The sequence below is a fragment of the Algivirga pacifica genome, assembly GCF_039543525.1.
Classification (GTDB): Bacteria; Bacteroidota; Bacteroidia; order Cytophagales; family Flammeovirgaceae; genus Algivirga; species Algivirga pacifica.
In genome coordinates, this window is sequence record NZ_BAABJX010000017.1 from 81,025 (window position 1) to 105,702 (window position 24,678).

The following is a 24,678-nucleotide window of genomic DNA, read 5'->3' on the forward strand; positions in this document are numbered from 1 at the left end:
TCATTAATACATACCTCTATAACGCGATTTGAGTTCCTTTTTAACCTTTTTCCAAAAACCAAAGAAAGAAGGATAATACCCTTCGACTGAAGAAATCCAGTCTCTAGGGTGTTGTATTCCTTTATAATGATTATTGGTAGGATGTTCTTTATAATGTATCTCACAATCCGGATAGGCAGACATTAAGGCATCGAACTCTCCCACGAATACTTGAATTCCTTCGATATTTTCGGAAAGTCCCAACAGGAAATCCATTGATTGTTGAGAAATAGGGTACTTGTCAAAATGAGAGGGCTCTAGGAGCAAGATACGGTTGGCATCAAGGTCTTTTTCCCAAAAGGGATCTATATTATACCAATTGTAGATTAGTATAGGTTGTGAAGAAGAGACCTTTATAGGAGAAACTTCTGGAAGAGGAGTCTGAAGGTTAGGGATCATCGTGGCTTTCAAAATATCTGGGGTGGTGAGCGTAGCCAATTGCTCATAAGAAACATCCAGGAATGTGCCTTTTTGTTGATGCTTGCTATGCTTATTGATATTATCCTGATTAGCAATATACTTCTTATTACTATTGCTGCCGGCTACCCATTGCCAGCTTAAGGCATTACTTGCCCAATCTCCATCCAATAAGTGATAGTACATCCATTGGGCAGGGATCTTCCAGTGACTTTTACCTTGATTGCAGGTAATTGCAGCAATGTACATGCGTAGGTGGTTGTGCAGGTACCCTGTGCGATAAAAGTCTTCGATACCCTGATCAATCACTTCAATACCGGTATTGGCTTCTATGATAGCAGTAGGCATTTCCCAGTGTTCGACCTCCTCCTGTTCCTTTTTTAAATCTGTATCGATGGAGTCACCTTTAGCTAACCACACCTGTTGCCAGTAATCTCTCCAGCAAAGTTCCTGCGTAAGTCGCTCTACTTTTAAGGGAGAGATACCTTTTTGGACTAAAGTATCCAACACATAGCGGGTAGAAATCACTCCCCTTGAAATATAAGGGGAGAGACGGGTGACATCTCCGTCTAAGTAATTACGGGTTTTACCGTACGAAAAGGGAGAGATCAGGGCTACCTGTTCAATAATTTCATCAAGTGTTGTCGTAAACATTAGGAGAGTTTTTCGATTTCCTTAAGCACTTCCATGGCTTCAGCGTACTTCTTATCGCTTTCGATACGATTGCTGGTAGAGAGTGTATGAGACTCCTTTAGTAGTTTTTCGTACTTCTTTTGCAGTTGCTCTTTAGGGTCTTTCTTCTTGAATAGTCCAAACATTATATGAGGGGTTTAATTAAAGGATTGTTTTCAGGTAAACCTCATTTTAGGTTAAAATGTTTGGAGTCTATTTAATTCATAATGTGTATATTGAAGTGGGTTGATAACCAATAACCGATACATGAAATAACCAAAACCAATCAGAACCATGCCTACTATCATGCAAGACCTTCAGTACGCTAAAAATGACAGTGATCGCTTTGGATTAGTGGTCTATAGGGCCAGAGAGGAGGGGATAGACAGTAATATGTTGATGCAACAGATCATGGAGCATAATGTAGATACGGCGATTGTTCGCATTCGCACTACACTGCTGTCCCAGGTGCATAAGTTAGAAAAGACGGCTATGCCTTATCAGATTACGGATACCCTGGCCTATTACCATCTCGACTTAACCACCTATAAACCCCAAGCCCTGATTAATCGAACGCTGCAGTTTAAGGAAGCAGAAGCAGAAGATTATCCAGGGCTTCATTTATTGGTAAGGGAAACCTTTGGGAAGTACGTTAACCATTATCGCATGAACCCATTTATGGATAATGAACAAGTAACCGAAGGGTACTTGGACTGGGTGTTGAGTTACACCGGAGGACACCCAGAACGTAAATGTTTTGTTGTGAAGGACGGAGAGCAAGTAGTTGCTTTTGCCACTTTCAATTTAGAACATCCCGATAAGGTAAAGTCTATTCTTTGTGGAGTGACCCATACCCACAGGAGAAGGGGCTTGTATCATGACTTATTGACCTATGGGAAGAATTTCGCCAAGGAAAGTGGGAAGTCTTATATGCGTTCGATCTGCCAGATAGAGAACATTGCTGTACAGCGCTCTCTGACCAGACAAGGCTTTGAGTTACATCATACGGAGAATACCATTCATATTAATGCAATGCTGAGTAAGTCAGTGTTTGAGCCATTAAAAGTAGAAATAGTCCTTAAAGAGGAGGAAATTCAAGGGAAAACAGCCAATAATCGTATCCTAAGTGAGATCAATGACTTGTTTGATAAACAGCAGAAGATGGTAACTGCCAATCATCGTTTTGTGAATGTATCACGGATGATGAAGGCTGGTAGTTACCTGATGACGTTTACATTTCCGATGGGGAGTAAATGTCTTTTAAGGGTAACAGATGCGTTAAATCAAACCTATGTATTGGTGTATTTTGATCTTAAGCATTTTCTGAGGTAAGAGGTGTGTTTTGTACTTAATAAAGGTTCTATGTTTCTATCAATAGAAAGTGAAAAATCTCTTCCTATATGTGAATGATTGAAAATAGGTTGATGTTGTCTGATTGAGATTGATTTTAAAGAAGTTGTAACTCAAATTTAATGCTTTCCAATTATGGCAAATGAATCAACAAACTGGCCAGATCTGGCTATAGGGCTTTATGATAAGCTGACAGGGAAAAATGCGGAGATCACCTATGTCTTTGAGCATTTGGAAGTGGACGTGCCCAAAGGAGTAAACTCCAGTGAATCTGCAAAATGGAAGTTGAATGGTACTGTGAAGATTTCAGCTAAAGAAGCACACAAGTAAATGGTAGTCTTCTCGAGAAAACCATTGAAAAAAGAAAGTATACTAAAGTGTAGGAAAGAGTTGAGCTTGTTCAACTCTTTCTTTTTAAATATACCCTACTAACCTATATCCCCTTGAAAAAATTATATTTTGACCTAGATATTGAAATTCAGAATGAGCAAGAGAAGGCTTCTGTTTATTCTGAAAATGGACAGATTGTGGTAAAGACTTCTGAGCGTTTTCTCACAAAAGCAGGAAAACCCCTGATGTGGTTAAAACGTCTAAGGAGTGAAATGAAGAAGCGTGATATCTCTCCGGTAGCTCAAGATGTGTTGGTATATGTTGATGAAGTGTTGGTGGCTGAAAAAAAAGGAGATAAACCTTTTCGTGTGAGAGTTCCTCAGGCGGTAACGGTATTAGGGAAATCTGCAAAGCGTCGTACCAAGAGTTATTATGAAGCACGAAAGCCTTGGATAATTCGAGTAGGGTTGCTCAGTATTCTGTTTGGAGTCATAGCCTATTTACTATGTGACTTGAGAAAAGTAAGGGAAGAAGAGTAACTAAGCTGTGTGATATTGATACGATGTAGGCCCTCGCATCATGGTGCGATGTTGTCAACCTAAGAAAGTAAATTATGTAGGCCCTCGCGTCACGCGAGGGTCCACGGAAGTATAGTGCTTCGAGTAGTTTAAGGCTTATTTTACGGATCATCCTGATAATAAGCGATAAACAAAACAATCAACTATGTGTCATAAATAAAGTGACCGCTAAGGCTAAGGCCTCATGAATCTCTTCAATAGATGCATGAATCAAGTGAGTGTCTTCCCGTTGCTCGATAAGTTGTTCAATCTTACTTTTGGCGGCTTTTTGATCTTCTTTACCGAATACCTCTTTTTCCAGCTGACAAGCATTAATAAGACTAAGAAGCATCAGTTCTTCCGCTTCAGGAGTTTGTCTATAAAGAACAATTCCTTCCAATCGTTTTCTAAGCTGATTTTCAGGCTGCGGATCTACCGTAGGGTATTTGTCATAGTGGAAGATAAACAAGAAGGTTCCCTCTTTCTTCTGTAGAATCTTTTGTTCTACCAGATGCTGCAGTGTATCCTCCTTGATAAGAGACGCTTTTTCAGCAAAACGTTCTAGCCAGTGAGTTACTGTATGTTCTTTACGGGTATCCAGAATTTCTTCCAGGTAACGGTTCAAAATAGGATTTGCTACCGCCTCTTTATTGAGTACCTGTATACGTTTCTCATGAATCTGAATTTTCTCAGCCAAGGTAAGCTCAAGCAGTATAGCAGCAGCAATGCCGTAGTTCATCTCATAGGACTCCGAAACGAATGTTCCTTTTTCATCGTCCAAAGCCAGTAGTACAAGTTGATCAATCAGTGTTAATTTCATAATACAGGGGAGTTAAGTGTTTGCCGTTATTGGTCGTTATGTATACTATAGTGTTTAAGATTAATCCTGTCGCTATCTACGGGATAATATATAGTTTAGAGACGCCATGTAATGGATTATCGCTTATCGGTTATCGTTTATAAACAATAAGCGATAACCGATAAGCAATAAACTGACATCATGCGAGAGCTTCAATCTTAACTACTATATTATACGTGTGGAGAAGGTAAAAAGTAATAGGTAATAGGTAAAAAGTAATTAAATTTCTCCTTTCTCCTTTCTCCTTTCTCCTTTAATAAGCAGCCATATAGTTGACGACTATACGAATAGGGGTGTATCCTTTCTCCTTGACTGTTACTGGGTTGATCGTGCCATTTCCATTCATACGGTTGGCAAAAAGTCCTTGTGCCTCTTTTACAAAGACCGAATAAGTTCCAGCAGGGAGAGAAGCTTTGAAGGAGCCATCTTTTTTACTTTTCACGATTAAGAGAGGTTCTTCCTGTATTTGGTAGAATGTCCCTTTCCTAGCTTGTATATCTTTTGCATTAAGCGCATTGAAAATATAGACTTCCCTTTCAATACCTTTGGGTTGCGCGGTCTGAATAGTAGTATTTTCTTGTCCAACCATAGGCATCTGATTGCCTTCTTGCCAAAGAATTACACCTTCTATTCCTGAGGTGTATTGCTGTGTCTTACAAGCCATCAGCGATAAGAATACTGTGAAAATAAGTAGTTTCATTTGAGGTAAAAGGTAAAAGGTAAAAGGTAAAAGGTAAAAGGTAAAAGGTAAGGGCGACCCTTGTGGTCGCCCGTCACTCTCAAGTATATGTTACAAGGGGAGTGGTCCTCTTGTGGTCGCCCGTCAGAAACAGAGAGCAGTGAAAAATTTACAGTGAGAATTTGATCAGTACAGTCGACCTAAATAATTTTCTTCATTCTTCATTCTTCATTCTTCATTCTTCATTCTTCATTCTTCATTGCTATTTCTTTACTGTAGACAATATGAATACCAGTCGCTCTCATTTCCTCAATAGCAGCCTCTACATCACCTTTTTGTAGGTTCACTCCTTTGGTAGCATCAGCAACTAAATAGGTTGTGAAACCAAGGGAGTGCGCATCCATCGCTGTGAATTTTACGCAATAGTCAGCGGCGAGACCGACAACGTATACTTCATTAACCCCTTTTTCTTTGAGATAGTCACCAAGACCAGTAGCTTTCTTTCTGCCATTGTCAAAGAAACCACTGTAGCTATCGATCGTTTTGTCGGTACCTTTGACAAACACTTTTTCCACCTTATCCATATTTAGTTCCTTAACAAACTCGGCTCCTGTTGACCCTTGTACACAATGTACAGGCCATAGGATTTGAGGAAGGCCATGCAGATCAATAACTTCACCAACCTGCTTCTCTGTATGATTTGCAGCAAAACTGCCGTGATCGGCAGGGTGCCAGTCTTGTGTAGCAACGATCAGGTCAAAGTCTTCTTGAAGGGCGTTGACCGTAGGGATAATGCTTTCTCCTTCTGGTACTGCCAAAGCACCATCTTTTACGAAGTCATTTTGAATATCAACTAAAATTAAAGCTTTCATAATCGTGTAAAGTGTATAGTGAAAAGTGTAATGATTAGATTCTTCATTCTTCATTCTTCATTCTTCATTCCAACCACAGATTGTCTTCTTGTTACAATATTATACTTCTGCCATTCATCCTCACTGTGTTCTGTTAGCACATCCTTGATTTTTTGAGAAGGGTAGAAGCGTTCTTCTTCAGGGATTTCCGGAAGATCAGTAGGGTTGGCGTCCAGGATGAATAATTCGTTGGAGAGGGCGAAATGATTATTGATGTTAATTCCTTCTTTTCGATAACGTACCTTGACGTAGAAACGAAAATCGTTGCCGATATACTTGGGATACCATTTGTTGTTGAGGTGTTGGTAAGAATAGTGGGCTTGTACTTTATCCAGGCTATAATTGAGGGATATACCAGCCAAACGCATGGCACCTCTAACGGCTAATTTCCCTAGCCCTCTGCCAAAAGGAAGGACATGTTTCAAATATCTTTTGGGAATTTCAAAATCAAGGGAAGCAAAAGCATAGTTTTGCTCATCCAGCAGAATAGTGCCTTCAAACATTCCCAGATTCATCTTCCATCGTGGTTTAAAATGGATCTCCATGACTGTTCGACCTTGATAATAGGTCAATCCCTTGTATTCAAAATGGTAATAATCCAGTTTGGTGGTATCTAGAAAAGAAACGATACGTCCTTCCATGTCTTCGTCTAACTGCATACCCTCTTTACGAATAATGTCTGATGTCAATAGGTCATGAGGGGTAAAGGCTTCAAAGTTCATAGAGTCCATATCTTCATCAAGCCCCCAATCAAGAGTAACAGAGTCTGATAAGTCTCTGGCCATGAGTACCCGGTATTGATTCTGTTTTAAAGTATCTTGGGTAGGTTGGTCAATAATATCGAGCAAGGCTTCTACATAGCCGGCATTTTGCTGATCAATCTTGGTTTGTGTCCTAAAAAAGCCTTTGAGCATTAGGGGATCACCAAAGTGATTTTCCGGAATCCTTCGTATAGCTTCCCAAACATACTCTCTCATATTGACGGGGCGTATCTCTACGGTAGAAAGCTCCACAACATAAGGCGCTAGCGTAATAATTTTGTCTTTCAGTTCGGTTAAGGGAACTTTTGTAGTTTGAAAGCTAGTTGCAGAAATTTTTACGTAGGTATAGGAATGCCCTTCAGGAAGGGATATACGGAAATACCCTTCTTCATTGCTAAAAGTACCTTTTCTACTTTCTCCCAAAAGAATATGGGCATAGGGTAAGGGAGCTTGAGTTTCTGCATCGAGGATTGTCCCAGTATACGTAACTTGTTGTGTTTTTCCTTGCTCGATATACCCGAAGCAGAGGAGTGAGAGCAGTAGGAATTTAATAGTATTGACGTTGATCATCATTCTTGAATTTGACACTGTGTAGTTTTGTATTTATTAGTGATGTTATATTGTTATTAAAGTAATATGCTAATCAAAGTTATCAGAATTAAGATTATATAAAAACTATGTTGCAAGCCGAATTAATCAGAAAATACAACGTTCCAGGACCTCGTTATACCAGTTACCCTACGGTACCTTATTGGGATAAGGCGCCTTTTACCGAAGCGCAATGGAAAGAACACGTGAAGAAAGCATTTCAGGTAAGTAACCAGAAAGACGGGATTAGTCTTTACCTTCATTTACCGTATTGTGAGAGCCTTTGTACGTTTTGTGCCTGCAACAAGAGAATTACAAAAAATCATGGGGTAGAACTCCCTTATATAGAGACCTTATTACAGGAATGGAAGTTGTACCTGCAGCTTTTTGAAGGAGAGAAGCCTAGAATTCAGGAAATCCATCTTGGTGGAGGTACTCCAACCTTCTTCAGTCCAGAGCATCTAAAGCAGTTGATTCGTTCTATTTTGGAGACAAGTGAAGTGACGGATACGGCAGAATTCAGCTTTGAAGGACACCCTAAAAATACAACCAAAGAACATTTGGAGGCTTTGCATGAGGTAGGGTTTACCAGAGTGAGTTTTGGGATACAGGACTTCGACCTGAAAGTACAGGAAATCATTAACCGTGTGCAGTCTTTTGAATCCGTAAAAGAAGTGACTGACAATGCAAGAGCAGCGGGGTATACCTCGGTTAACTATGACTTGATCTATGGACTTCCTTTCCAAACCAAGGAAAGTATTGTTGATACCATTGAAAAGGTGAAGTTATTGAAACCTGATCGTATTGCTTACTATAGTTATGCCCATGTGCCTTGGATCGGACAAACAGGACAGCGTCGTTTTACCGAGGCAGATCTTCCTGCTGATGAGGAGAAGCGATTACTATACGAGCTAGGCAAGAAAATGCTGGAAGAGGCAGGGTATATTGAGATTGGAATGGATCATTTTGCCTTGAAGGAGGATAGCTTGTATAAGGCGACAGAATCCAAGTCATTACATAGAAACTTTATGGGATACGCTGCCAATTATACTCAATTGATGATTGGGTTGGGCGTATCATCTATTTCTGATTCTTGGACAGCATTTGCTCAGAATCATAAAAAAGTAGAGGATTATCAACAGGCTGTAGCCGAAGGACATATTCCGATTTATCGTGGACACCCACTAACGGAGGAAGACTTAATTCTGAGAAAACATATCCTGGATGTGATGTGCCACTTCGAAACCTCATGGGAAAAAGAAGAGCAACAAGTAGGAATATTATTCGAAGCCAAGGAGCGTTTGACTGAGATGGAAAAAGATGGCTTGTTAGAAATAGGAGAGACCTCCTTAAGAGTGACAGATGCTGGTAAAGCCTTTGTAAGAAATATCTGTATGGCATTGGATGGCCGTATGCTAAGAGCCAAGCCGGAGTCCAGAATCTTCTCACAAACCGTATAACTATTGTTGAGGCTGCTTACGCAGCTGGTTGAGTAGCACTACGTGCTGTTGAGAGGAGCTTCGCTCCGTTGAGACTTTATTTCATTATGCTTCGCTCTATGAAATATTATGAAGAAAAACTCAACTCACCGAAGGTGAAACTCAACAGCACGAAGTGCTACTCAACCAGCTGCGTAAGCGGCCTCAACGAAGTTTTTCATTGTTTTTGTGTCGGTCAGCATCACGAATGCTTTTCTTCTCCAGATTTTTCTCCAAAGCATCTGTAAGATCGATACCGGTTTGATTCGCCAAGCACATCAGCACGAACAGTACATCAGCCATCTCATCCGCAAGATCCACTTCCTCATCTGATTTCTTAAAAGATTGCTCCCCATATTTTCTGGCCATAATACGGGCTACTTCTCCCACTTCCTCCATTAAGATAGCGGTGTTGGTCAGCTCATTAAAGTAACGTACACCAGTAGTGTTGATCCACTTGTCAATAATTTCTTGTGCTTCTTTAATTGTCATCGTTCTATTTTTTTGTAGTTGTTCATGCTGTTTAATTGCAGTTGCTTCGCAATTGCGTTCATATTGTTTAGTTGTTGTTTAATTTAAAAGTATAGTGTTTAAGGTTAACCTTTTCACTGCTTATCAGGATAATATACAGTTGAGAGGTGAGACGTAATGGGTTATCAGTTATAAACAATAAGCGATAACCAATAAACTATTTCAATCTTAACAACTATAGAATGTTTTAACAACTAAACATCATGAACAAGCGTTTAGCTTCTTGCTAATGTGATCAGTGTAATTTCTGGAGGCATACCAATTCTACCAGCAATAGCGTGGTAACCAAAACCACGATTGACATACAAAAATTGCTTAGCCTCTTGGTATAGGCCGCCCCATCTTGGATAGGCATATTGAGACGGGCTCCATTTTAGTCCTGGAATCTCTACTCCAAACTGCATTCCATGGGTGTGTCCTGAAAGGGTAAGATCAATATCAGTGTCCAATACTTCTCCATCCCAGTGAGAAGGATCGTGTGTCATTAGAATTTTAAATGGATGTTGCTCTGCGCCGTTAGAGGCTTTTTTCAAGTCTCCATACTTAGAGAATCGTCCTTTACCCCAGTTCTCAACACCAATTAGAGCGATTTCTTCTCCATCCTTTTGCAATATACGGTTTTCGTTAAGTAAAAGGTCAAAGCCCATGTCTCTATTGGCTTGCTTGACAGCTTCCAAATTGCGGTTACGATCCGCTTTATTTTCCCATTGTATATAGTCTCCATAGTCATGATTCCCTAAAATAGAGTACTTACCCACTTTGGCTTTCATCTGCCCAAGGATTTCCAACCAGCCGTCAGTTTCATTGGCTAGGTTGTTTACTAAATCACCTGTGAAAAGAAGGATGTCAGCATCTAGTTGGTTAATCATCTTAACGGCTTTCTCTACAGAAGGGTGACCTAACGGAAAACTACCAATGTGAATGTCAGAAATATGGACTACTTTCATTCCCTCAAAGGCCTTCGGTAGGTTGGTGAATTTTAGTGTTTCCTTAACCACACGGAAGTCATACCTTCCCTTGATCATTCCATAGGCAATACTACCAAAGGGTACGCTGGCAATACCAGCTCCCAAGTAGGTTAAGAATTTCCCTCTACTGATGGTATTTCCTTCAGGGTTAACGGAATTTGCAGAGGTGGTGAATTTCTTGTATAGGTTAATCGCCAAATAAGAAAGGTCTTCCATACCATGAAAAAGTACGAAAATCAATTTGGAGAATAGGGACATTAGAATAAGGGAGTTGATCATAAAGAAGACGTGCGCTTCTCCTGGGACTCTGTAGCGCTCAAAATTGAGAAACTCCCAACCCATAGCGAGATATACTCCTATGCTGAACACCCAGAATGCGATATGAATACCCCTACGACTTGCTTGATGTGTTAAATCAGCCGTGAGTGTACGTACTCCTTTAAAAGAGTATAGATCCAGTACTAATAGGATTATAAATAGGATAGCGGAAAAGATAATCATTCTTTCCTTCATAATATGTTATGATTTATCATTGATAATAATATCCCCAATATCAGGAATATAGAAACCTCAACGTGAGCAGCAGGAAAACAAATCGAAAACCTACAGACTACTTTTTAGTTATTAACTTGCGAGTGGCTTACCTTGTTGTAAATTCTATATAAATGAATGTAGAAGAATACTGTAGATTATAAGAATCTTAGGCATTTTATAACGGTATATAGAACAGAACGTTTGAAATTTAAGATTTATTAAGAAGCTGTTCATGCTGTTTAATTGCAGTTACTTCGCAATTGCGTTCATATTGTTTAGTTGAATAATGTCAGCCCTTGCGTGATCACGGTCTGTAGAACAAGGGTTTGCAAAAAAAATAGTGTTTCGGGTACCTGTAAGGCTTATTTTATTTTTTATGAACAGGTATAAAACAACTAACATACGCCGTGTAGCGGTATGAACGAACGAAGCTCAATTAAATAATATGAACAGGTATAAAACAACTAAACAATATGAACGAGCGAAGCTCAATTAAACATCATGAACATAAATGAACGTATACGCTGAAATTATTACCATAGGAGATGAGATCTTATATGGACAAATTACCGATACTAACTCTCAATGGATTGGACAAGAGTTAGGAAAGATAGGCTTTAGAATTATTCGAAAGACGTCTATAGGTGATTCCCGTGAAGAGATATTGACGGCATTGAAAGAGGCTTCACAGCGAGCCGATGTGGTATTGACGACAGGAGGGTTGGGGCCAACTAAAGATGATATAACGAAACACACTTTTGCGGAGTATTTCAATGAGGAGTTGACATTTAGAGAAGAGGTGTTTACCCATATTGAAGCACTTTTTAAAGTAAAAGGAAGAGAAATTACGGAATTGAATAGGCAACAAGCTTATGTACCTGCGTTGGGGGAAGTCATCCATAATGCTGTTGGAACAGCACCGGGGATGTGGTTTCCACAAGGAAGAAAAGTGTATGTTTCTATGCCGGGAGTCCCTCATGAAATGAAAAAAATGATGAGTGATATTATTATCCCTCGATTACAGCAGCAGTTTCATACGCCTTTCATTTATCATAAAATGGTGCGTACGGTAGGGATTCCAGAATCTATATTAGCACAGCAATTAGAGCATTGGGAAGATGCCTTGCCGGAGCATATTAAGCTGGCTTATTTGCCACGTTTAGGACAAGTCCGTCTTCGCTTAACAGCTACAGGGTTTGATCTGGAACAGTTGAAGATGGAAGTGGAAGAAGAGCTTTATAAGATTCGACCTTTGCTAGGAGAGAAGCTATATGCAGAGGAAGATATAGATCTAGAAGTACTTGTAGTAGAAAAATTAAAACAGAAGGGCTTGAAACTCGCTACAGCGGAGAGTTGTACAGGAGGGTTATTGGCAGATCAGATTACAAATATTCCCGGAGTATCAGCAGTATATCAAGGAGGAATTGTCTCTTATAGCAATGAAGTGAAAATGTCTCAACTTGGAGTAAAGGAAGAAACCCTAAGGACCCATGGAGCGGTTAGTGAAGAAACGGCCCGTGAAATGGCAGAGCAAGTTCGTGAGCGTTATGGAGCTGATTTTGGTATTTCAACGACTGGTATCGCGGGACCTGATGGAGGGACAGAAGAGAAGCCAGTAGGGACCATTTGGATTGCTTGTGCGACCCCAAAGGAGACTTATACACAATTACTACAATTGACTTCAGATCGTATATTAAATATTAATGCTACCGCTACAGCTGTATTGAAGTTGTTGTGGAAGCATATTGATACGATAGGGTAGGCCTCTGTTCTTATCTATAACTATCATACTACCAACTCGCTTTGTTGAATCGTTGAATTTCACCTTCGGTGAGTTGAATTGAGCTTCGCTCGTTGATTCGAGTTGAACTGTTAATTGAGGTGTTTCATTCAATCAACAGTTCAACTCGAATCAACTCACCGAAGGTGAAATTCAACAAGCAGCGTAAGCTGTCTCAACGATTCAACAAAGCGAGTTGGTAGTATGACGGTTTTTTATTCAACTAGAGATCCCTATGTAATAGAATCAAACACTCTCTTCGAAAAAAAGCCTTATCTCTCTTATTTTTGGGAATTATTTATTTACCTGTGATTGTTTATCTCAGTAAGGATTAAAGATCACGAATTATTATATCTAAGGTGCTGTACCACATAGCACAGACTCCTAAAACTAAATAGTATATGACACTAAAAAATATCTCCATTCCACTACACACGCTGGAAAATTCTTACACTTATGACGAATACCTTGAAGGCTTGGAGAATATGTTCTCCGATAACGGAGTAGCTGCTGAGAATGTTATTGAGTATAGCGAAGAACAATTAAGGGAGTACACCAAATTGAACCTGACACGTATGCATCGTTATGACAAGACAACTGCCTTGTCAGAAGAGGTGCGTAAAGCAGCGCAAGGGCTGAACAAAGATTATATATGGGTTTTGATTACGGAAGGATGGTGTGGAGACGCTTCTCACTGTGTTCCAATTATCGCAGAAATTGCTGGAGTGACCCCTGCGGTGGATTTGAAGCTAGTGTTGAGGGATCAACATCCCAAGACCATGGATATGTTTTTGACGGATGGTAAACGTTCGATTCCTAAGTTAGCCATTATGACGGCTGATACGCATGAAGTGGTAGCAGTGTGGGGATCAAGACCACAAGAACTACAGGATTTGATTCCACAGTATAAAATTGATGCAGCCGATGATAAGACGGCTTTCCAGACCATGGTTCAAAAGTGGTACAATAAGGATAAAGGAAAGTCGCTGATGAAAGAGATGACAGCGCTTCTAAGTGAACTAGAGTAGTAAAAATATTATTTTGAAAACGAAACGAAGAGGTCATCAGGATTATTCCTGTTGGCCTTTTTCGTTATGGCGTCGTTCATAGATTTTCATAAACATATAGGTCGACATATTGCGCGCCCTTCTTTTGGCTGCTTCAGCATTTTTACCTTTAAAAAGAGTATCTATGGTTTGAAACCATAATTGTAACCATCGTCCAAAGTGTTCCATAGAGATCGTTCCTTGCATTTGCTGGTCTACCTCTTGATGTACCTGATGTGGATTTCCTTTGTATTTTGGTTGGAAAAGGAGATTACTTTCCCAAAAGTCTGTCAGTAATTCTAGGTGTGTATCCCAATCATGGATAATATGGTTAAACACAGGACCTATAAGTTCATCTTCTCGAACACGTTCATAAAAGGAATGGACGAGTAAGGAAACATCCTGACGACTGTTGATATCTTGTTTTGTCATAGTGCAAAAATAATAGGTTTCCGGAATTATATATAGTTATTGTTTTCACAGGGCGGTGCTCTATACTACTTTTATATTCACAGGACGATGCACTGTACTATTTACCTATTACTTTTTACCTCTTACCTTTAATAACATGTGTTTGATAACTTTTGCCATAGAGCAGCACCCTAAATATAAATTAATACTTGTAGCCAACAGGGATGAATTTTTTGAACGTTCGACAGCTCCTTTATATGTATGGGAAGACTACCCTCATATTTTAGCCGGAAGAGACTTACAGGCAGGGGGTACATGGATGGGCGTCAATAATCAAGGAGCATTAGCGGCCTTAACGAATTATAGAGATATGGATGGACTGAAAAAAGAGGCTCCATCCCGAGGAGACTTAACGGCAGATTTTTTAAAGAGAGAGCAAGGGGCTTATTCTTATATAAAAGAAGTAAGTCAGAGGGCACACCAATATAACGGCTTTAATCTGTTGATTGGAGATAGTACAGGAATGTATTATGCTTCTAATTATACCAAAGGAGTTCGTCAATTAGACCCTGGAGTATATGGACTGAGTAATGCTTTACTGGATTCAGATTGGGTAAAAGTACAAGAAAGTAAAAGGCGATTGACTCAGGCGATACAACAGCATGAGTTATCTTTGGAGGATCTGGCAGCGTTATTAAAGGATACTACGCTGGCTGAGGATCATTATTTACCAAATACAGGAATGCCTTATGAGTGGGAGAAGATTTTGTCCTCTATGTATATACAACCTTACCAAGGGTATGGTACACGTTGCTCTACGGTTATTTTACAAGACTATAATGAGCGTTGGGAAGTGATGGAGATAGGGTATGATGAGCAAATGCGAGAGGTGTATAGCGTGAAGAAGTCGTTCTAGTAATTGTTCATGTTGTTTAGTTGAGCTTCGCTCGTTCATATTGTTTAGTTGAGTTTTATGTGATTAATCACAGAACTGGTTCAAAGTGTTAAAGGTGTAGAGGTGTAAAAGTGTAGAGCCTGAAACTTTACACTTCTATGCCTCTATACTTATTTAATAATCGGCCCACTAGTGATCTGATTATTAAGTTTGTTTATACCTCTTACAGCAGTGTCTTTTGTGATTAGTGATTAGTGATTAGTGACTAGTATAGATATCTAGTAAAACGAATTACCAATCACTAACCACTAATCACGTATTAAATAATCACAGCACTAGGAATGTATTTTCTGCTACTATGAAATAAACCCTATTGAAAATTGATAATTAATCATTGAAAATTAACTACCACTACACTCGCAGTGATACACACAAAGTATCAATTTGCTCACTGCTCCAATCCCCCATTAATTCTAACGATTTGGAATAAAATCATATTAAAGTTTGATATCTATTTATAAATCACTACTTTTGCAGACCGTTTGAGGGTTGTAAGTATTTCTCTCTAGAGATAAACGTCTCGCTTTAAATGCACTAACGAGCAAATGAGGCGAGGTTTTATTATGTGAGAGAACTTGCTCTTAAAACGAAGTTAGATCGATGAGGCGTGAAATCGCCTTATGTCTGTTTTAAATTTTTAAAAGGTAAATTTAAGATGCCAGGATTAATCGGTAAAAAAGTTGGGATGACCAGCATCTATGACGAGAACGGCAAGAATGTAGCTTGTACGCTTATCGTGACTGGTCCAAACGTAGTGACTCAGGTTAAGACTCCTGAAGTTGATGGCTATACAGCTATTCAGGTGGGTTATGATGAGAAGAAGGAGAAGAGAACGTCCGCTGCCTTGAAAGGTCACTTCGCTAAAGCAAACACTGCTCCAAAGCGTAAGCTAGTTGAGTTCAGAGAATTCGATGGAGAGTTTGCTCTAGGAGATGTATTGAAGATGGAAGAAATTTTCGCTGAGGGTGAATTCGTTGACATCGTAGGTACTTCTAAAGGTAAAGGTTTCCAAGGTGTAGTTAAGAGACATGGCTTCGGTGGTGTTGGACAAGCTACTCACGGTCAGCACAACAGATTGAGAGCTCCAGGTGCTATTGGTGCTTGTGCGACTCCATCTAGAGTGTTTAAAGGTCTGAAAATGGCTGGACGTATGGGAGGAAAGCGCGTTAAAGTGCAAAACCTTAAAGTGTTGAAATTGTATCCAGAAGAGAACTTGGTTCTTGTAAGTGGAGCAATTCCAGGCGCTAAAAATTCTTACGTAATCATCGAAAAGTAATCTAGGAGAAAATGGAATTAGCAGTTGTAAATATTCAAGGTGCTGAGACTGGAAGAACTGTTGCCCTTCCAGCGTCAGTGTTTGGTATTGAGCCAAACGACCACGCAATCTACCTGGACGTAAAACAATACTTGGCGAACCAAAGACAAGGTACTCACAAGTCTAAGGAGAGAGCGGATATTACGGGTTCTACTCGTAAGATCAAAAAACAAAAAGGAACAGGTACAGCGCGTGCAGGTTCTATCAAGTCACCTGTTTTCAGAGGTGGAGGTAGAGTGTTCGGTCCAAGACCAAGAAACTACTCTTTCGACCTTAACAAGAAGGTGAAGCAGTTGGCTAGAAAGTCAGCGCTTTCTTACAAAGCTACTGAGAGCAATATCACAGTAGTTGAAGCGTTCAACTTTGATGCGCCAAAAACAAAAGAGTACAAAGCAGTATTGGCAGCTTTGGAGGCTACTGACAAAAAGACTTTGTTGGTGACTGCAGCTGTGAACGCTAACGTTGTACTTTCTGCGAGAAACCTGCCAAAGGCAAAGGTATCAACAGCAGCGAACTTGAACACGTACGATATCATGAACGCGGACAAGGTAATCGTTGTTGAAGACGCAATTGAAGTATTTTCTAAATTCTAAGTAGCCTTTCACGATGCAAGTACTTATCAAACCATTAGTTACAGAGAAAGCTGCGATGATGAATGATCAAAGCGTTTTCGTTTTTGTTGTAAACAAGAACGCAGACAAAGGTCAGATCAAAAAAGCAGTTGAAGATAAATACGATGTTAAAGTAGATTCAGTAAGAACTGCGATCATGCCAGGTAAATCTAAAACTAGATATACTAAAACAGCAGTGATCGACGGTAGAACATCTTCTTTCAAGAAAGCCATGGTTAAATTGGCTGACGGAGAGGTGATCGACATCTACGAGAACATGTAATCTTAGTGAAGAGTGGGTGGTGATTAGTGGTTAGTGATTAGTATTCTGTACTAATCACTAGTCACTAGTCACTAGTCACTAATCACTAGTACTAATTTTTGTTTTATTTAATGTTGTCTATTGTGGGTGGGATATCCTATCTACCTGCAGTAAAAGCATAAAACGTTTAATTTTAAGAATGGCTGTTAAAAAGTTAAAACCGGTAACTCCGGGTCAGCGTTTCAGAGTGGCTCCTACATTTGAGGAGATTACTACGGATAAGCCAGAAAAGTCGCTTATTGCGAAACACAAAAAAACTGGTGGTAGAAATAACTCTGGTAGAAGAACTGCCCGTTACATTGGTGGTGGTCACAAAAGAAGATACAGAATCATCGACTTCATCCGTGAGAAGCACGGCGTGAAAGCGGAGGTTTTGACGATTGAGTACGATCCAAACAGAACAGCACGTATCGCTCTGCTTCAGTACGAAGATGGAGAGAAGAGATATATTGTTGCTCCTGCGGGTCTAGCTGTTGGACAAACTGTAGTGTCAGGTAGCGGAATCGCTCCAGAAGTAGGAAACACACTTCCTCTTGCGGAGATCCCTGTTGGTACTATCATCCACAACATCGAGTTGAAGCCAGGTAAAGGTGCTGCAATGGTACGTTCTGCTGGTGCTTACGCTCAGTTGTTGGGTAGAACAGGTAAGTACGCTGTGATCAAATTGCCTTCAGGTGAAACACGTATGGTGTTGCTAACTTGTAGCGCAACGATCGGTACCGTTTCAAATGCTGATCACTCGAACGTTCGTTTGGGTAAAGCAGGTAGAAACAGATGGTTGGGTAGAAGACCAAGAACTAGAGGTGTTGCCATGAACCCAGTAGATCACCCAATGGGTGGTGGTGAAGGTAAATCTTCAGGAGGTCACCCACGTTCTAGAAACGGTTTGTATGCTAAAGGTCAAAAGACTAGAAAGCAGAACAAGTACTCTGACAAAATGATTATTTCAAGAAGAAAATCAAAGTAATAAGCAATGGCTAGATCGTTAAAGAAAGGACCATATATTGACTTCCGTCTGGAAAATAAAGTACAGGCGTTGAATGAGTCTGGCAAGAAGCAGGTTATTAAGACATGGTCTAGAAGATCTATGATCTCTCCTGACTTCATCGGTCACACTTTTGCAGTACACAACGGAAACAAGTTTATCCCTGTGTATGTGACTGAAAACATGGTAGGCCACAAGCTAGGCGAATTCGCTCCAACTAGAACTTACAAGGGTCACATTAACAAAAAAGACAAAAAGAGATAATGGAAGCAGTAGCAAAACTAAATAATTGCCCGATTGCTCCTCGCAAGATGCGTCTTGTTGTGGACTCAATCAGAGGTAAGCAAGTAATTGAAGCGCTGAACCTGCTTAGATATGAGCAAAAAGCTGGCGCCCCTTACGTAGAGAAACTTCTTCTTTCTGCTATCGCAAACTGGGAACAAAAGAACCCAGAAGATTCTATTGAAGATGCAGATCTTTTCGTAAAAGAGGTTTTCGTAACTCAGGGACGTACGCTTAAGAGATTCCGTCCAGCTCCACAAGGTAGAGCGCACAGAATCAGAAAAAGATCTAACCACGTGACATTGATCGTAGATTCAATTGACAATGGTTTGATCAACGTTGAGTTCGAATCAGAAGAAAACGAATAATTAATCTCAAATCTAAGCAAATTCAATGGGACAAAAAGTTAATCCAATAGGTTTAAGACTAGGCTACATCAAAGGCTGGGAGTCTGCTTGGTTTGGTGGTAAAGATTTCTCTGATAAACTTGTGGAGGACGACAAGATCAGAAAATATCTTTCTGCTCGTATTCCAAACCCAAGAGCGGGTGTATCCAAAGTTGTTATCGAAAGAACACTTAAGCGCGTTACGTTGACTATCCATACGGCTCGTCCAGGGGTAGTTATTGGTAAAGCTGGTGCTGAAGTAGATAGAATTAAAGAGGAGCTTAAGAAGCTTACTGGCAAAGAAGTTCAGATCAACATCTTCGAGGTGAAAAGACCTGAAACTGACGCTAAACTAGTAGGTGAATCAATCGCTCAGCAGCTTGCAAACCGTGTTTCTTACAAGAGAGCATTGAAGCAAGCAATCGCTAACGCAATGAGAGTTGGTGCTCAAGGTATCAAGATCAAAATCTCTGGTCGTTTAGGTGGTGCTGAAATGGCTCGTACTGATATTTATAAAGAAGGTAGAATTCCATTGCATACCTTGAGAGCGGATATCGATTATGCTTTGACTGAAGCACAAACGGTATACGGTATCATCGGTGTAAAAGTATGGATCTTCAAAGGAGAGGTGATCGGTAAGCGTGACCTTTCTCCAAACCCTGAGTCTTCTAAGAGAGACAACCGTGGCGGTAACAAGCGCGGTGGACAGGGCGGTGGACGTGGCAAACGTGGCGGAAACCGTGGAGGTAACAGAGGTGGTGGAAGACCAAGAGGAGATAAGTAATTTTCTCTGGATTTCAACTACTGAGTTGATCTACACTTCAAAAGGATTTAAAAACCCAAGTCGTAAGGCTTGGGTTTTTTATTAAGTTAATTTACATAGAATACTCTAGTTGATCGATCTATAAAATAACTCATCGTTAATTTTCCGATAGAACCCATTCATTTATTTAATTCGATAATGATTTTTTTTGTAGTTTTAACTGACTAAGTTATTTCCTTAAATAAGAGGATCTAATAAATGTGTATAATACCTAAGGATATAGTACCCATACGTTACACTATACACTTTATACTATACACTGACTTGTTCAAAAAACGATAGAAATAAAAACGAAAAAAATACTTAGTGGAAACAGCGTTTATATGATTCAAATCAGCCGCTTAATACTTATCACTATCACTAACCACTAAATGGAATAGACTATGAACGAATATTATAGAAGTGCCTACCGTCCACTGCTCGCTTTAGACTGTGTGATTTTCGGTTACGAGGAAGGGACTCTGAAAGTTTTATTGACCAGAAGAAAACAAGAACCATATAAAGGGGCCTGGGGTCTGGCGACTGGTTTCCTTCACGAAGGAGAGTCTTTGGATAATGCAGCCATTCGTATCTTGAAAAAGCAGACGGGCTTGGATGATATCTATATGAGCCAGTTGCAAACCTTTGGAGATGTAGGAAGGGACCCTGTAGAACGCGTAGTTTCATTGGTATATTATGCCTTGGTACGTGTAGATGCTTACGATGAGAAATTATTGGAGCAAAATCAGGCACAATGGTTTTCCATTACTGCTTTACCAAAATTGATGTTTGACCACGAAGATATGATCCAAAAGTCTTGGGGTAAATTAAGACGTAAGTCACGTTATCAACCATTGGGTTTTGAGTTGCTTCCTGAGAAATTCACTTTGCCAGAGTTGCAGACACTTTATGAAGCGATTCACCAAAAGCAGTTTGATAAGCGTAATTTCCGTAAGAAGATTCTAGCGACAAATCTATTAGAGAAGCTAGAGGAAAAGCAAAAAGGAGTATCCAAAAAAGGCGCTTATTATTATCAGTTCCAAAAAGATAAATATGATGAACTGATTGCTGCTGGATTTAACTTTGAGTTGAAATCAATGGCATTTGGTAGCTAATTTTAATGAAGGATAAAAAAGTAAGAAATAATAGGTAAAAGGTAAAAAGGAGTTTAACTTTCTCCTTTCTCCTTTCTCCTTTCTCCTTTCTCCTTTCTCCTTTCTCCTTTCTCCTTTCTCCTTTCTCCTTTCTCCTTTCTCCTTTCTCCTTTTTCTGCAAAAAAAAACATACCGTTAGCTGTCGATATGTAAGATTTAATGGTCTACTAATTAGACGTATACTAATTGTCTAGAAAGGACGTTTTAGAATTATTAAACTAGAATATTTTTTAGGATACAATGATTGTTAATCATAAGTATCATTGTGTTGATTTTACACTTAAATAATGGTAGTAACTTATTCTATTACTGCTTGATTAATATAGTGTTATGCGCAGAGGTATGGTTCCCTAAAAAGAGGGATTTTTGAATGAATAATTTTGTTATCCGAAGATATTTACGTTCTTTTGCATCTCCTGAATATTGCCGATCGGTAAGTTCGGGACGACCCTTTATCAGGAGTTATTAGCCAAATTATTAACCTCCCAAGAGGGTAGATTGTTTAAACTAGTTGACAACAATACGAATACTGATGAAAGAGAATAGCTTTGTGCTAAGATTTTTAGTTTACCTGACATTCTTCACCGCAATCACTTCATGTGTATCCAACAAGAATGCTACCTATCTTAGAAATGGGAATGAGTTGAAAGAGGATGTGCCAAGGGACTCGGTTGTACGTTCCTACGATTTACACACTGCATCAGAATACCGTATCCGCAGGGATGATCAGTTAAATATACGTGTATCTACAACAACTCCAGCAGAGTATAATTCCTTTATGCAAGCGGATCCAGCTAGTGCGATTAACTCTAGACAAATGCAATCCACAATTATTGGAGGAGAACGCGGAACGATTTATGGATATGAGGTGGATACAGAGGGGTACATCGCTGTTCCTATGCTAGGTAGAGTATTAGCAAAAGGAAGGACAATCTCAGAGTTAGAAAAAGAAATACAAGTAGGGTTAAGTAAGTATCTAAAAGATCCGATTGTTTATATTAATCTTCTGAACTTTCGCTTTTCTGTCTTGGGAGAAGTAAGGAGAGAAGGAATGCACTCTACGTTTAACCATAGAATCACGATGGTAGAGGCCATGTCATTAGCGGGTGGTTTTGGAGAGTTAGCAGAACGTTCAAGAGTGAAGCTAATCCGTGATAACGAAGGAGTGGCAGAAGTTGTCTATCTTGATTTTCTCTCAGAGGATTTCGTGAGTAGTCCGTATTATTTTGTGCAACCTAATGATGTGTTGATTGTACAACCTAACAAGCAACGTCCAGCAGTAAATTATGCTTACAGAAATGCTAGTTTAGTGGCGTCAATTGTTGGGCTAATCGTTAGTGTAGCAACATTGGTGACTAGGAATTAAAATTATCAATCATAGAACAAACAGTGTTTAGTGTGTAGTAATAGTATGGGTTACTAATTCACTAATTACTAATTACTGAAGAATAAATGAATACACAAGGGAATTTTCAGGGGAATTTCGATGAGCAGGAAGATGTCGTCTTAGATTTAGGGAGGTATTTTCGCTATGCACTCTCTAAATGGTATTTGGTTGCAATTTCCACGGTGCTAGGTGTTATAGTTGCTTTTGGAGTTACTTGGTTAATGCCAGATATTTGGCAGGTAACGAGTAAAGTCGTGAAAGAGAAAGAGGATACAAGTGGAGGAGCTTCTATGTTGGCAGGCCTTGATTTAGGTATTGGTGGTGGAATGGATCTGGCAACCATTAATATGGAATATGAGAAGGGCTTCTTTATGTCTAGAGGGATTCTTCGAAAAGTTGTAGATGAGTTGAAGTTGGATGTGGCGTACTATGATGCAACATCTCTTAAAAAAAGATTATTATACAAGACATCTCCATTTGTGATTGATTTTGATAGAAATCAAAATGGAATGCCATTGGATCGCACTTACTTAGTGAAAAAACTATCTTCTACTACATATGAATTGCAGTTGGACGATGATGAACCTAAAGAAGAGATTTCTTGGATCCCATTTTTTAATAAAAAAGAATTCCCTTTTGGTAAAGAAGTAGAAGTGAATGGGTTTAAATTTACTATTGCTTTGAATGAGGCTGTGATTTGGGATACAGAATCAGAGTATGAGTTTCGACTATATTCTGAAGATGCTATAGTTAGAGAGATTCGAGATAAAGTGTCCTTAGCAGCATTAGGGGATAAAAAAGCTGGAGAGTCTGTTTTGCAATTTACATCTAATGGTACGATTCCATTGATGGAAGTGGATTTGTTGAATACAATTTATAAAGTAGGAGAGGAAGAAAATATAGACTATAAAAATAGTAGAGATTTTAAGGCTATTGAATTTCTTGATGAGCGTTTGACAGAGATTTCCGATTCTATGCGAAATATGGCGAGTGAGATGCATGTGTTACGTATCAAGAATAAAGAGTTATCTGGCGGTTCTCAATATGTTTTTCAAAAGATTTATGAGCTAGATGAGGAACGTAATAGTATTGAACTGACTCTACGTTATTTAGAGTATCTGAAGTCTTATGTTCAGGATCAAAAAGAAGATGAGATTCTTTCTCCTAATATGTTTGGGGTAGAGAATAAAGCGTTAGATCAATTAGTAGAGGATTATATCACTTTAAAAGTAGAAACAACTACACTGCAGACAGAATTAGTAGAAAACTCTCCTATTTTCCAGTTGCAACTAAAACAAAAGAGAGAAGCGGTAGTGGCAATGGAGAAGATTATTTTGGAGAATGTAACCAATATGACGGATACCTATCGCTTTAAGATGAAGCAGGTAAATCGTAAGGTAAATGAGTTGATGAAATCGGCAGAGACATTACTTTCAGAGGAGAAAGTATTTACAGATTATCAGCGTTTGTTTACCACAAACGAAGAGCTTTATACGATTCTACTTCAAAAGAAGGCAGAAGCAAGCATTAATAGTGCTTCAGCGACTTCTGATTACCGAGTGTTAGAATATCCTGAAATTAGTGAGAAGCCAATTAGTCCTAAGAAGTTGATTAACTTAGTTATAGGGTTACTGTTAGGTGCAGTTCTTCCATTAGGATTAATGTTTGTCAAAATAGTCTTTGACAATAAAATTCAAACGCGTGATGATATAGAAGCACTTTCAAGTATTCCTGTAGCAGGTGTCGTAGGGAAAGCAAAACGTTCGGATGTATTAGTCGTGACCAATTCCCCTAAAGGTGCTGTGTCGGAATCTTTCCGTAGTATTCGTGCGAATATGAAATATTTGGTACCGAATAAAGAAAAGGTGACGATTATGGCTACCTCTACGATCCCTGGAGAAGGGAAGACCTTCTTCTCTTCAAACTTGGCGGCCTCTTTTGCACAAATGGGAAAGAAGGTGCTGTTGATCGGTGCAGATATTCGTAAGCCAAGATTGGATGATTATTTCAATGTACAAGGGTATGGTTTGACCGATTACTTGATTGGAAACTGTGAAAGCTATGCTGCTATTCAAAAAACAGATGTACCTAACCTTCATATGATTCACTCTGGACCAGTACCTCCAAATCCATCGGAGTTATTATCAAGTGATAAAATGTCTGCTCTGATGGCAGATATGCAAGAAGCTTTCGATGTTGTGATGATTGATACAGCACCAATTGGTTTGGTAGCTGACTCCTTTAACTTGCTTCAGCACGTAGATGTAATGTTCTTGATGACCCGTCAGGACCACACCCTAAGAGAAATGGTGCAAAAAGCAGAAAGCCATTTCTCGGATGAGGAACGTAAGAAGGTGAACTTTGTGTTAAATGGGGTGGATATGGAAAATAACACCTATGGAGGAACCTATGGGAGTTACGGATATAGTGGTGGATATTACGTGGAAGAGGAGGTAGAGCCAGGTAAAAGAGATAAGGCAAAGAGTTTCTTGAAAAAGGTGTTTAGCTAAGTTTATGATTAAATATAATCACCTAAGGGTTCTTGTAGTTAGAGCACCTTAGGTGATT

26 protein-coding genes are annotated in these 24,678 nt (G+C 39.4%); 17 read left to right on the forward strand and 9 right to left on the reverse strand.

What is annotated here, in order from left to right:
- Positions 1-3 precede the first annotated feature (3 nt).
- Together ABD985_RS04465 and ABD985_RS04470 are read right to left on the reverse strand one after the other, a co-directional pair.
- Positions 4-1,110, reverse strand: coding sequence for an FAD-binding domain-containing protein (locus ABD985_RS04465; protein ID WP_345369545.1), 1,107 nt, complete (start codon positions 1,108-1,110; stop codon positions 4-6).
- Positions 1,110-1,274, reverse strand: a complete 165-nt coding sequence (locus ABD985_RS04470) for a Lacal_2735 family protein (RefSeq protein WP_345369547.1) — start codon at positions 1,272-1,274, stop codon at positions 1,110-1,112. The genes ABD985_RS04465 and ABD985_RS04470 overlap by 1 nt, the downstream gene beginning before the upstream one ends.
- Before the next feature lie 148 nt (positions 1,275-1,422).
- On the opposite strand from ABD985_RS04470, the gene ABD985_RS04475 reads away from it, so the two are divergent.
- The 3 genes from ABD985_RS04475 to ABD985_RS04485 all read left to right on the forward strand — a co-directional run bounded on the left by ABD985_RS04475 (position 1,423) and on the right by ABD985_RS04485 (position 3,347).
- Entirely contained in the window at positions 1,423-2,460 is a 1,038-nt protein-coding gene (locus ABD985_RS04475) for a GNAT family N-acetyltransferase (protein ID WP_345369548.1), read from the forward strand.
- Between the two features lie 153 nt (positions 2,461-2,613).
- Positions 2,614-2,808, forward strand: a complete 195-nt coding sequence (locus tag ABD985_RS04480) for a hypothetical protein (RefSeq protein ID WP_345369549.1) — start codon at positions 2,614-2,616, stop codon at positions 2,806-2,808.
- 113 nt (positions 2,809-2,921) lie between these two features.
- Positions 2,922-3,347 carry a hypothetical protein gene (locus tag ABD985_RS04485; protein ID WP_345369551.1) on the forward strand — a complete coding sequence of 142 codons (426 nt, stop codon included), beginning with the start codon at positions 2,922-2,924 and terminating at the stop codon, positions 3,345-3,347.
- A 178-nt stretch (positions 3,348-3,525) separates the two neighbouring features.
- Here ABD985_RS04485 and ABD985_RS04490 read toward each other — a convergent pair whose 3' ends face one another.
- From ABD985_RS04490 to ABD985_RS04505, 4 genes are all read right to left on the reverse strand, one after another.
- Positions 3,526-4,185: a GOLPH3/VPS74 family protein gene (locus ABD985_RS04490; protein WP_345369552.1), complete on the reverse strand. Its 660-nt coding sequence runs from the start codon at positions 4,183-4,185 to the stop codon at positions 3,526-3,528.
- 292 nt (positions 4,186-4,477) lie between these two features.
- On the reverse strand, positions 4,478-4,924 hold the full coding sequence (locus ABD985_RS04495; RefSeq protein ID WP_345369554.1) for a carboxypeptidase regulatory-like domain-containing protein: 447 nt from the start codon (positions 4,922-4,924) through the stop codon (positions 4,478-4,480).
- 221 nt (positions 4,925-5,145) lie between these two features.
- Complete coding sequence (pncA, locus tag ABD985_RS04500; protein ID WP_345369557.1) at positions 5,146-5,775, reverse strand: bifunctional nicotinamidase/pyrazinamidase; 630 nt, start codon at positions 5,773-5,775, stop codon at positions 5,146-5,148.
- A gap of 50 nt (positions 5,776-5,825) precedes the next feature.
- Positions 5,826-7,148 carry a carboxypeptidase-like regulatory domain-containing protein gene (locus ABD985_RS04505; protein WP_345369559.1) on the reverse strand — a complete coding sequence of 441 codons (1,323 nt, stop codon included), beginning with the start codon at positions 7,146-7,148 and terminating at the stop codon, positions 5,826-5,828.
- Between the two features lie 107 nt (positions 7,149-7,255).
- On the opposite strand from ABD985_RS04505, the gene hemN reads away from it, so the two are divergent.
- Positions 7,256-8,623: an oxygen-independent coproporphyrinogen III oxidase gene (hemN, locus tag ABD985_RS04510; protein ID WP_425550434.1), complete on the forward strand. Its 1,368-nt coding sequence runs from the start codon at positions 7,256-7,258 to the stop codon at positions 8,621-8,623.
- A 183-nt stretch (positions 8,624-8,806) separates the two neighbouring features.
- On the opposite strand, the gene ABD985_RS04515 is transcribed toward hemN, so the two are convergent.
- Both ABD985_RS04515 and ABD985_RS04520 read right to left on the reverse strand, forming a co-directional pair.
- Positions 8,807-9,133: a nucleotide pyrophosphohydrolase gene (locus ABD985_RS04515; protein WP_345369562.1), complete on the reverse strand. Its 327-nt coding sequence runs from the start codon at positions 9,131-9,133 to the stop codon at positions 8,807-8,809.
- A 254-nt stretch (positions 9,134-9,387) separates the two neighbouring features.
- The gene (locus tag ABD985_RS04520; protein WP_345369563.1) at positions 9,388-10,653 is read right to left on the reverse strand and encodes a metallophosphoesterase; all 1,266 of its coding nucleotides are present in this window, start codon (positions 10,651-10,653) and stop codon (positions 9,388-9,390) included.
- 532 nt (positions 10,654-11,185) lie between these two features.
- Here ABD985_RS04520 and ABD985_RS04525 point away from each other — a divergent pair.
- Together ABD985_RS04525 and ABD985_RS04530 are read left to right on the forward strand one after the other, a co-directional pair.
- Positions 11,186-12,436 (forward strand): competence/damage-inducible protein A, encoded by a 1,251-nt coding sequence (locus ABD985_RS04525; RefSeq protein WP_345369565.1) that lies wholly within the window; start codon positions 11,186-11,188, stop codon positions 12,434-12,436.
- Positions 12,437-12,855: 419 nt separating this feature from the next.
- Entirely contained in the window at positions 12,856-13,482 is a 627-nt protein-coding gene (locus tag ABD985_RS04530; protein ID WP_345369566.1) for a thioredoxin family protein, read from the forward strand.
- 42 nt (positions 13,483-13,524) lie between these two features.
- Here ABD985_RS04530 and ABD985_RS04535 read toward each other — a convergent pair whose 3' ends face one another.
- On the reverse strand, positions 13,525-13,932 hold the full coding sequence (locus tag ABD985_RS04535; RefSeq protein WP_345369567.1) for a group III truncated hemoglobin: 408 nt from the start codon (positions 13,930-13,932) through the stop codon (positions 13,525-13,527).
- A 136-nt stretch (positions 13,933-14,068) separates the two neighbouring features.
- On the opposite strand from ABD985_RS04535, the gene ABD985_RS04540 reads away from it, so the two are divergent.
- The 11 genes from ABD985_RS04540 (at position 14,069) to ABD985_RS04590 (ending at position 24,620) form a co-directional block, all read left to right on the forward strand.
- Positions 14,069-14,827, forward strand: a complete 759-nt coding sequence (locus tag ABD985_RS04540) for an NRDE family protein (RefSeq protein ID WP_345369568.1) — start codon at positions 14,069-14,071, stop codon at positions 14,825-14,827.
- 694 nt (positions 14,828-15,521) lie between these two features.
- Positions 15,522-16,142 (forward strand): 50S ribosomal protein L3, encoded by a 621-nt coding sequence (gene rplC / locus ABD985_RS04545; protein ID WP_345369570.1) that lies wholly within the window; start codon positions 15,522-15,524, stop codon positions 16,140-16,142.
- Positions 16,143-16,153: 11 nt separating this feature from the next.
- Positions 16,154-16,774: a 50S ribosomal protein L4 gene (gene rplD / locus ABD985_RS04550; protein ID WP_345369571.1), complete on the forward strand. Its 621-nt coding sequence runs from the start codon at positions 16,154-16,156 to the stop codon at positions 16,772-16,774.
- Positions 16,775-16,787: 13 nt separating this feature from the next.
- Entirely contained in the window at positions 16,788-17,075 is a 288-nt protein-coding gene (gene rplW, locus ABD985_RS04555) for a 50S ribosomal protein L23 (protein WP_345369573.1), read from the forward strand.
- Positions 17,076-17,253: 178 nt separating this feature from the next.
- Entirely contained in the window at positions 17,254-18,081 is an 828-nt protein-coding gene (gene rplB, locus ABD985_RS04560) for a 50S ribosomal protein L2 (RefSeq protein WP_345369574.1), read from the forward strand.
- Between the two features lie 6 nt (positions 18,082-18,087).
- Entirely contained in the window at positions 18,088-18,363 is a 276-nt protein-coding gene (rpsS, locus tag ABD985_RS04565) for a 30S ribosomal protein S19 (RefSeq protein ID WP_345369575.1), read from the forward strand.
- Positions 18,363-18,749 (forward strand): 50S ribosomal protein L22, encoded by a 387-nt coding sequence (gene rplV, locus ABD985_RS04570; protein ID WP_345369576.1) that lies wholly within the window; start codon positions 18,363-18,365, stop codon positions 18,747-18,749. Before rpsS ends, rplV begins: the two co-directional genes overlap by 1 nt.
- Positions 18,750-18,774: 25 nt before the next feature.
- Positions 18,775-19,551: a 30S ribosomal protein S3 gene (gene rpsC / locus ABD985_RS04575; RefSeq protein WP_345369577.1), complete on the forward strand. Its 777-nt coding sequence runs from the start codon at positions 18,775-18,777 to the stop codon at positions 19,549-19,551.
- A 422-nt stretch (positions 19,552-19,973) separates the two neighbouring features.
- Positions 19,974-20,684, forward strand: coding sequence for an NUDIX hydrolase (locus ABD985_RS04580; RefSeq protein ID WP_345369578.1), 711 nt, complete (start codon positions 19,974-19,976; stop codon positions 20,682-20,684).
- Positions 20,685-21,255: 571 nt separating this feature from the next.
- Positions 21,256-22,089 carry a polysaccharide biosynthesis/export family protein gene (locus ABD985_RS04585; protein ID WP_345369580.1) on the forward strand — a complete coding sequence of 278 codons (834 nt, stop codon included), beginning with the start codon at positions 21,256-21,258 and terminating at the stop codon, positions 22,087-22,089.
- Positions 22,090-22,175: 86 nt separating this feature from the next.
- Positions 22,176-24,620: a polysaccharide biosynthesis tyrosine autokinase gene (locus ABD985_RS04590; protein ID WP_345369581.1), complete on the forward strand. Its 2,445-nt coding sequence runs from the start codon at positions 22,176-22,178 to the stop codon at positions 24,618-24,620.
- Positions 24,621-24,678: the final 58 nt, after the last annotated feature.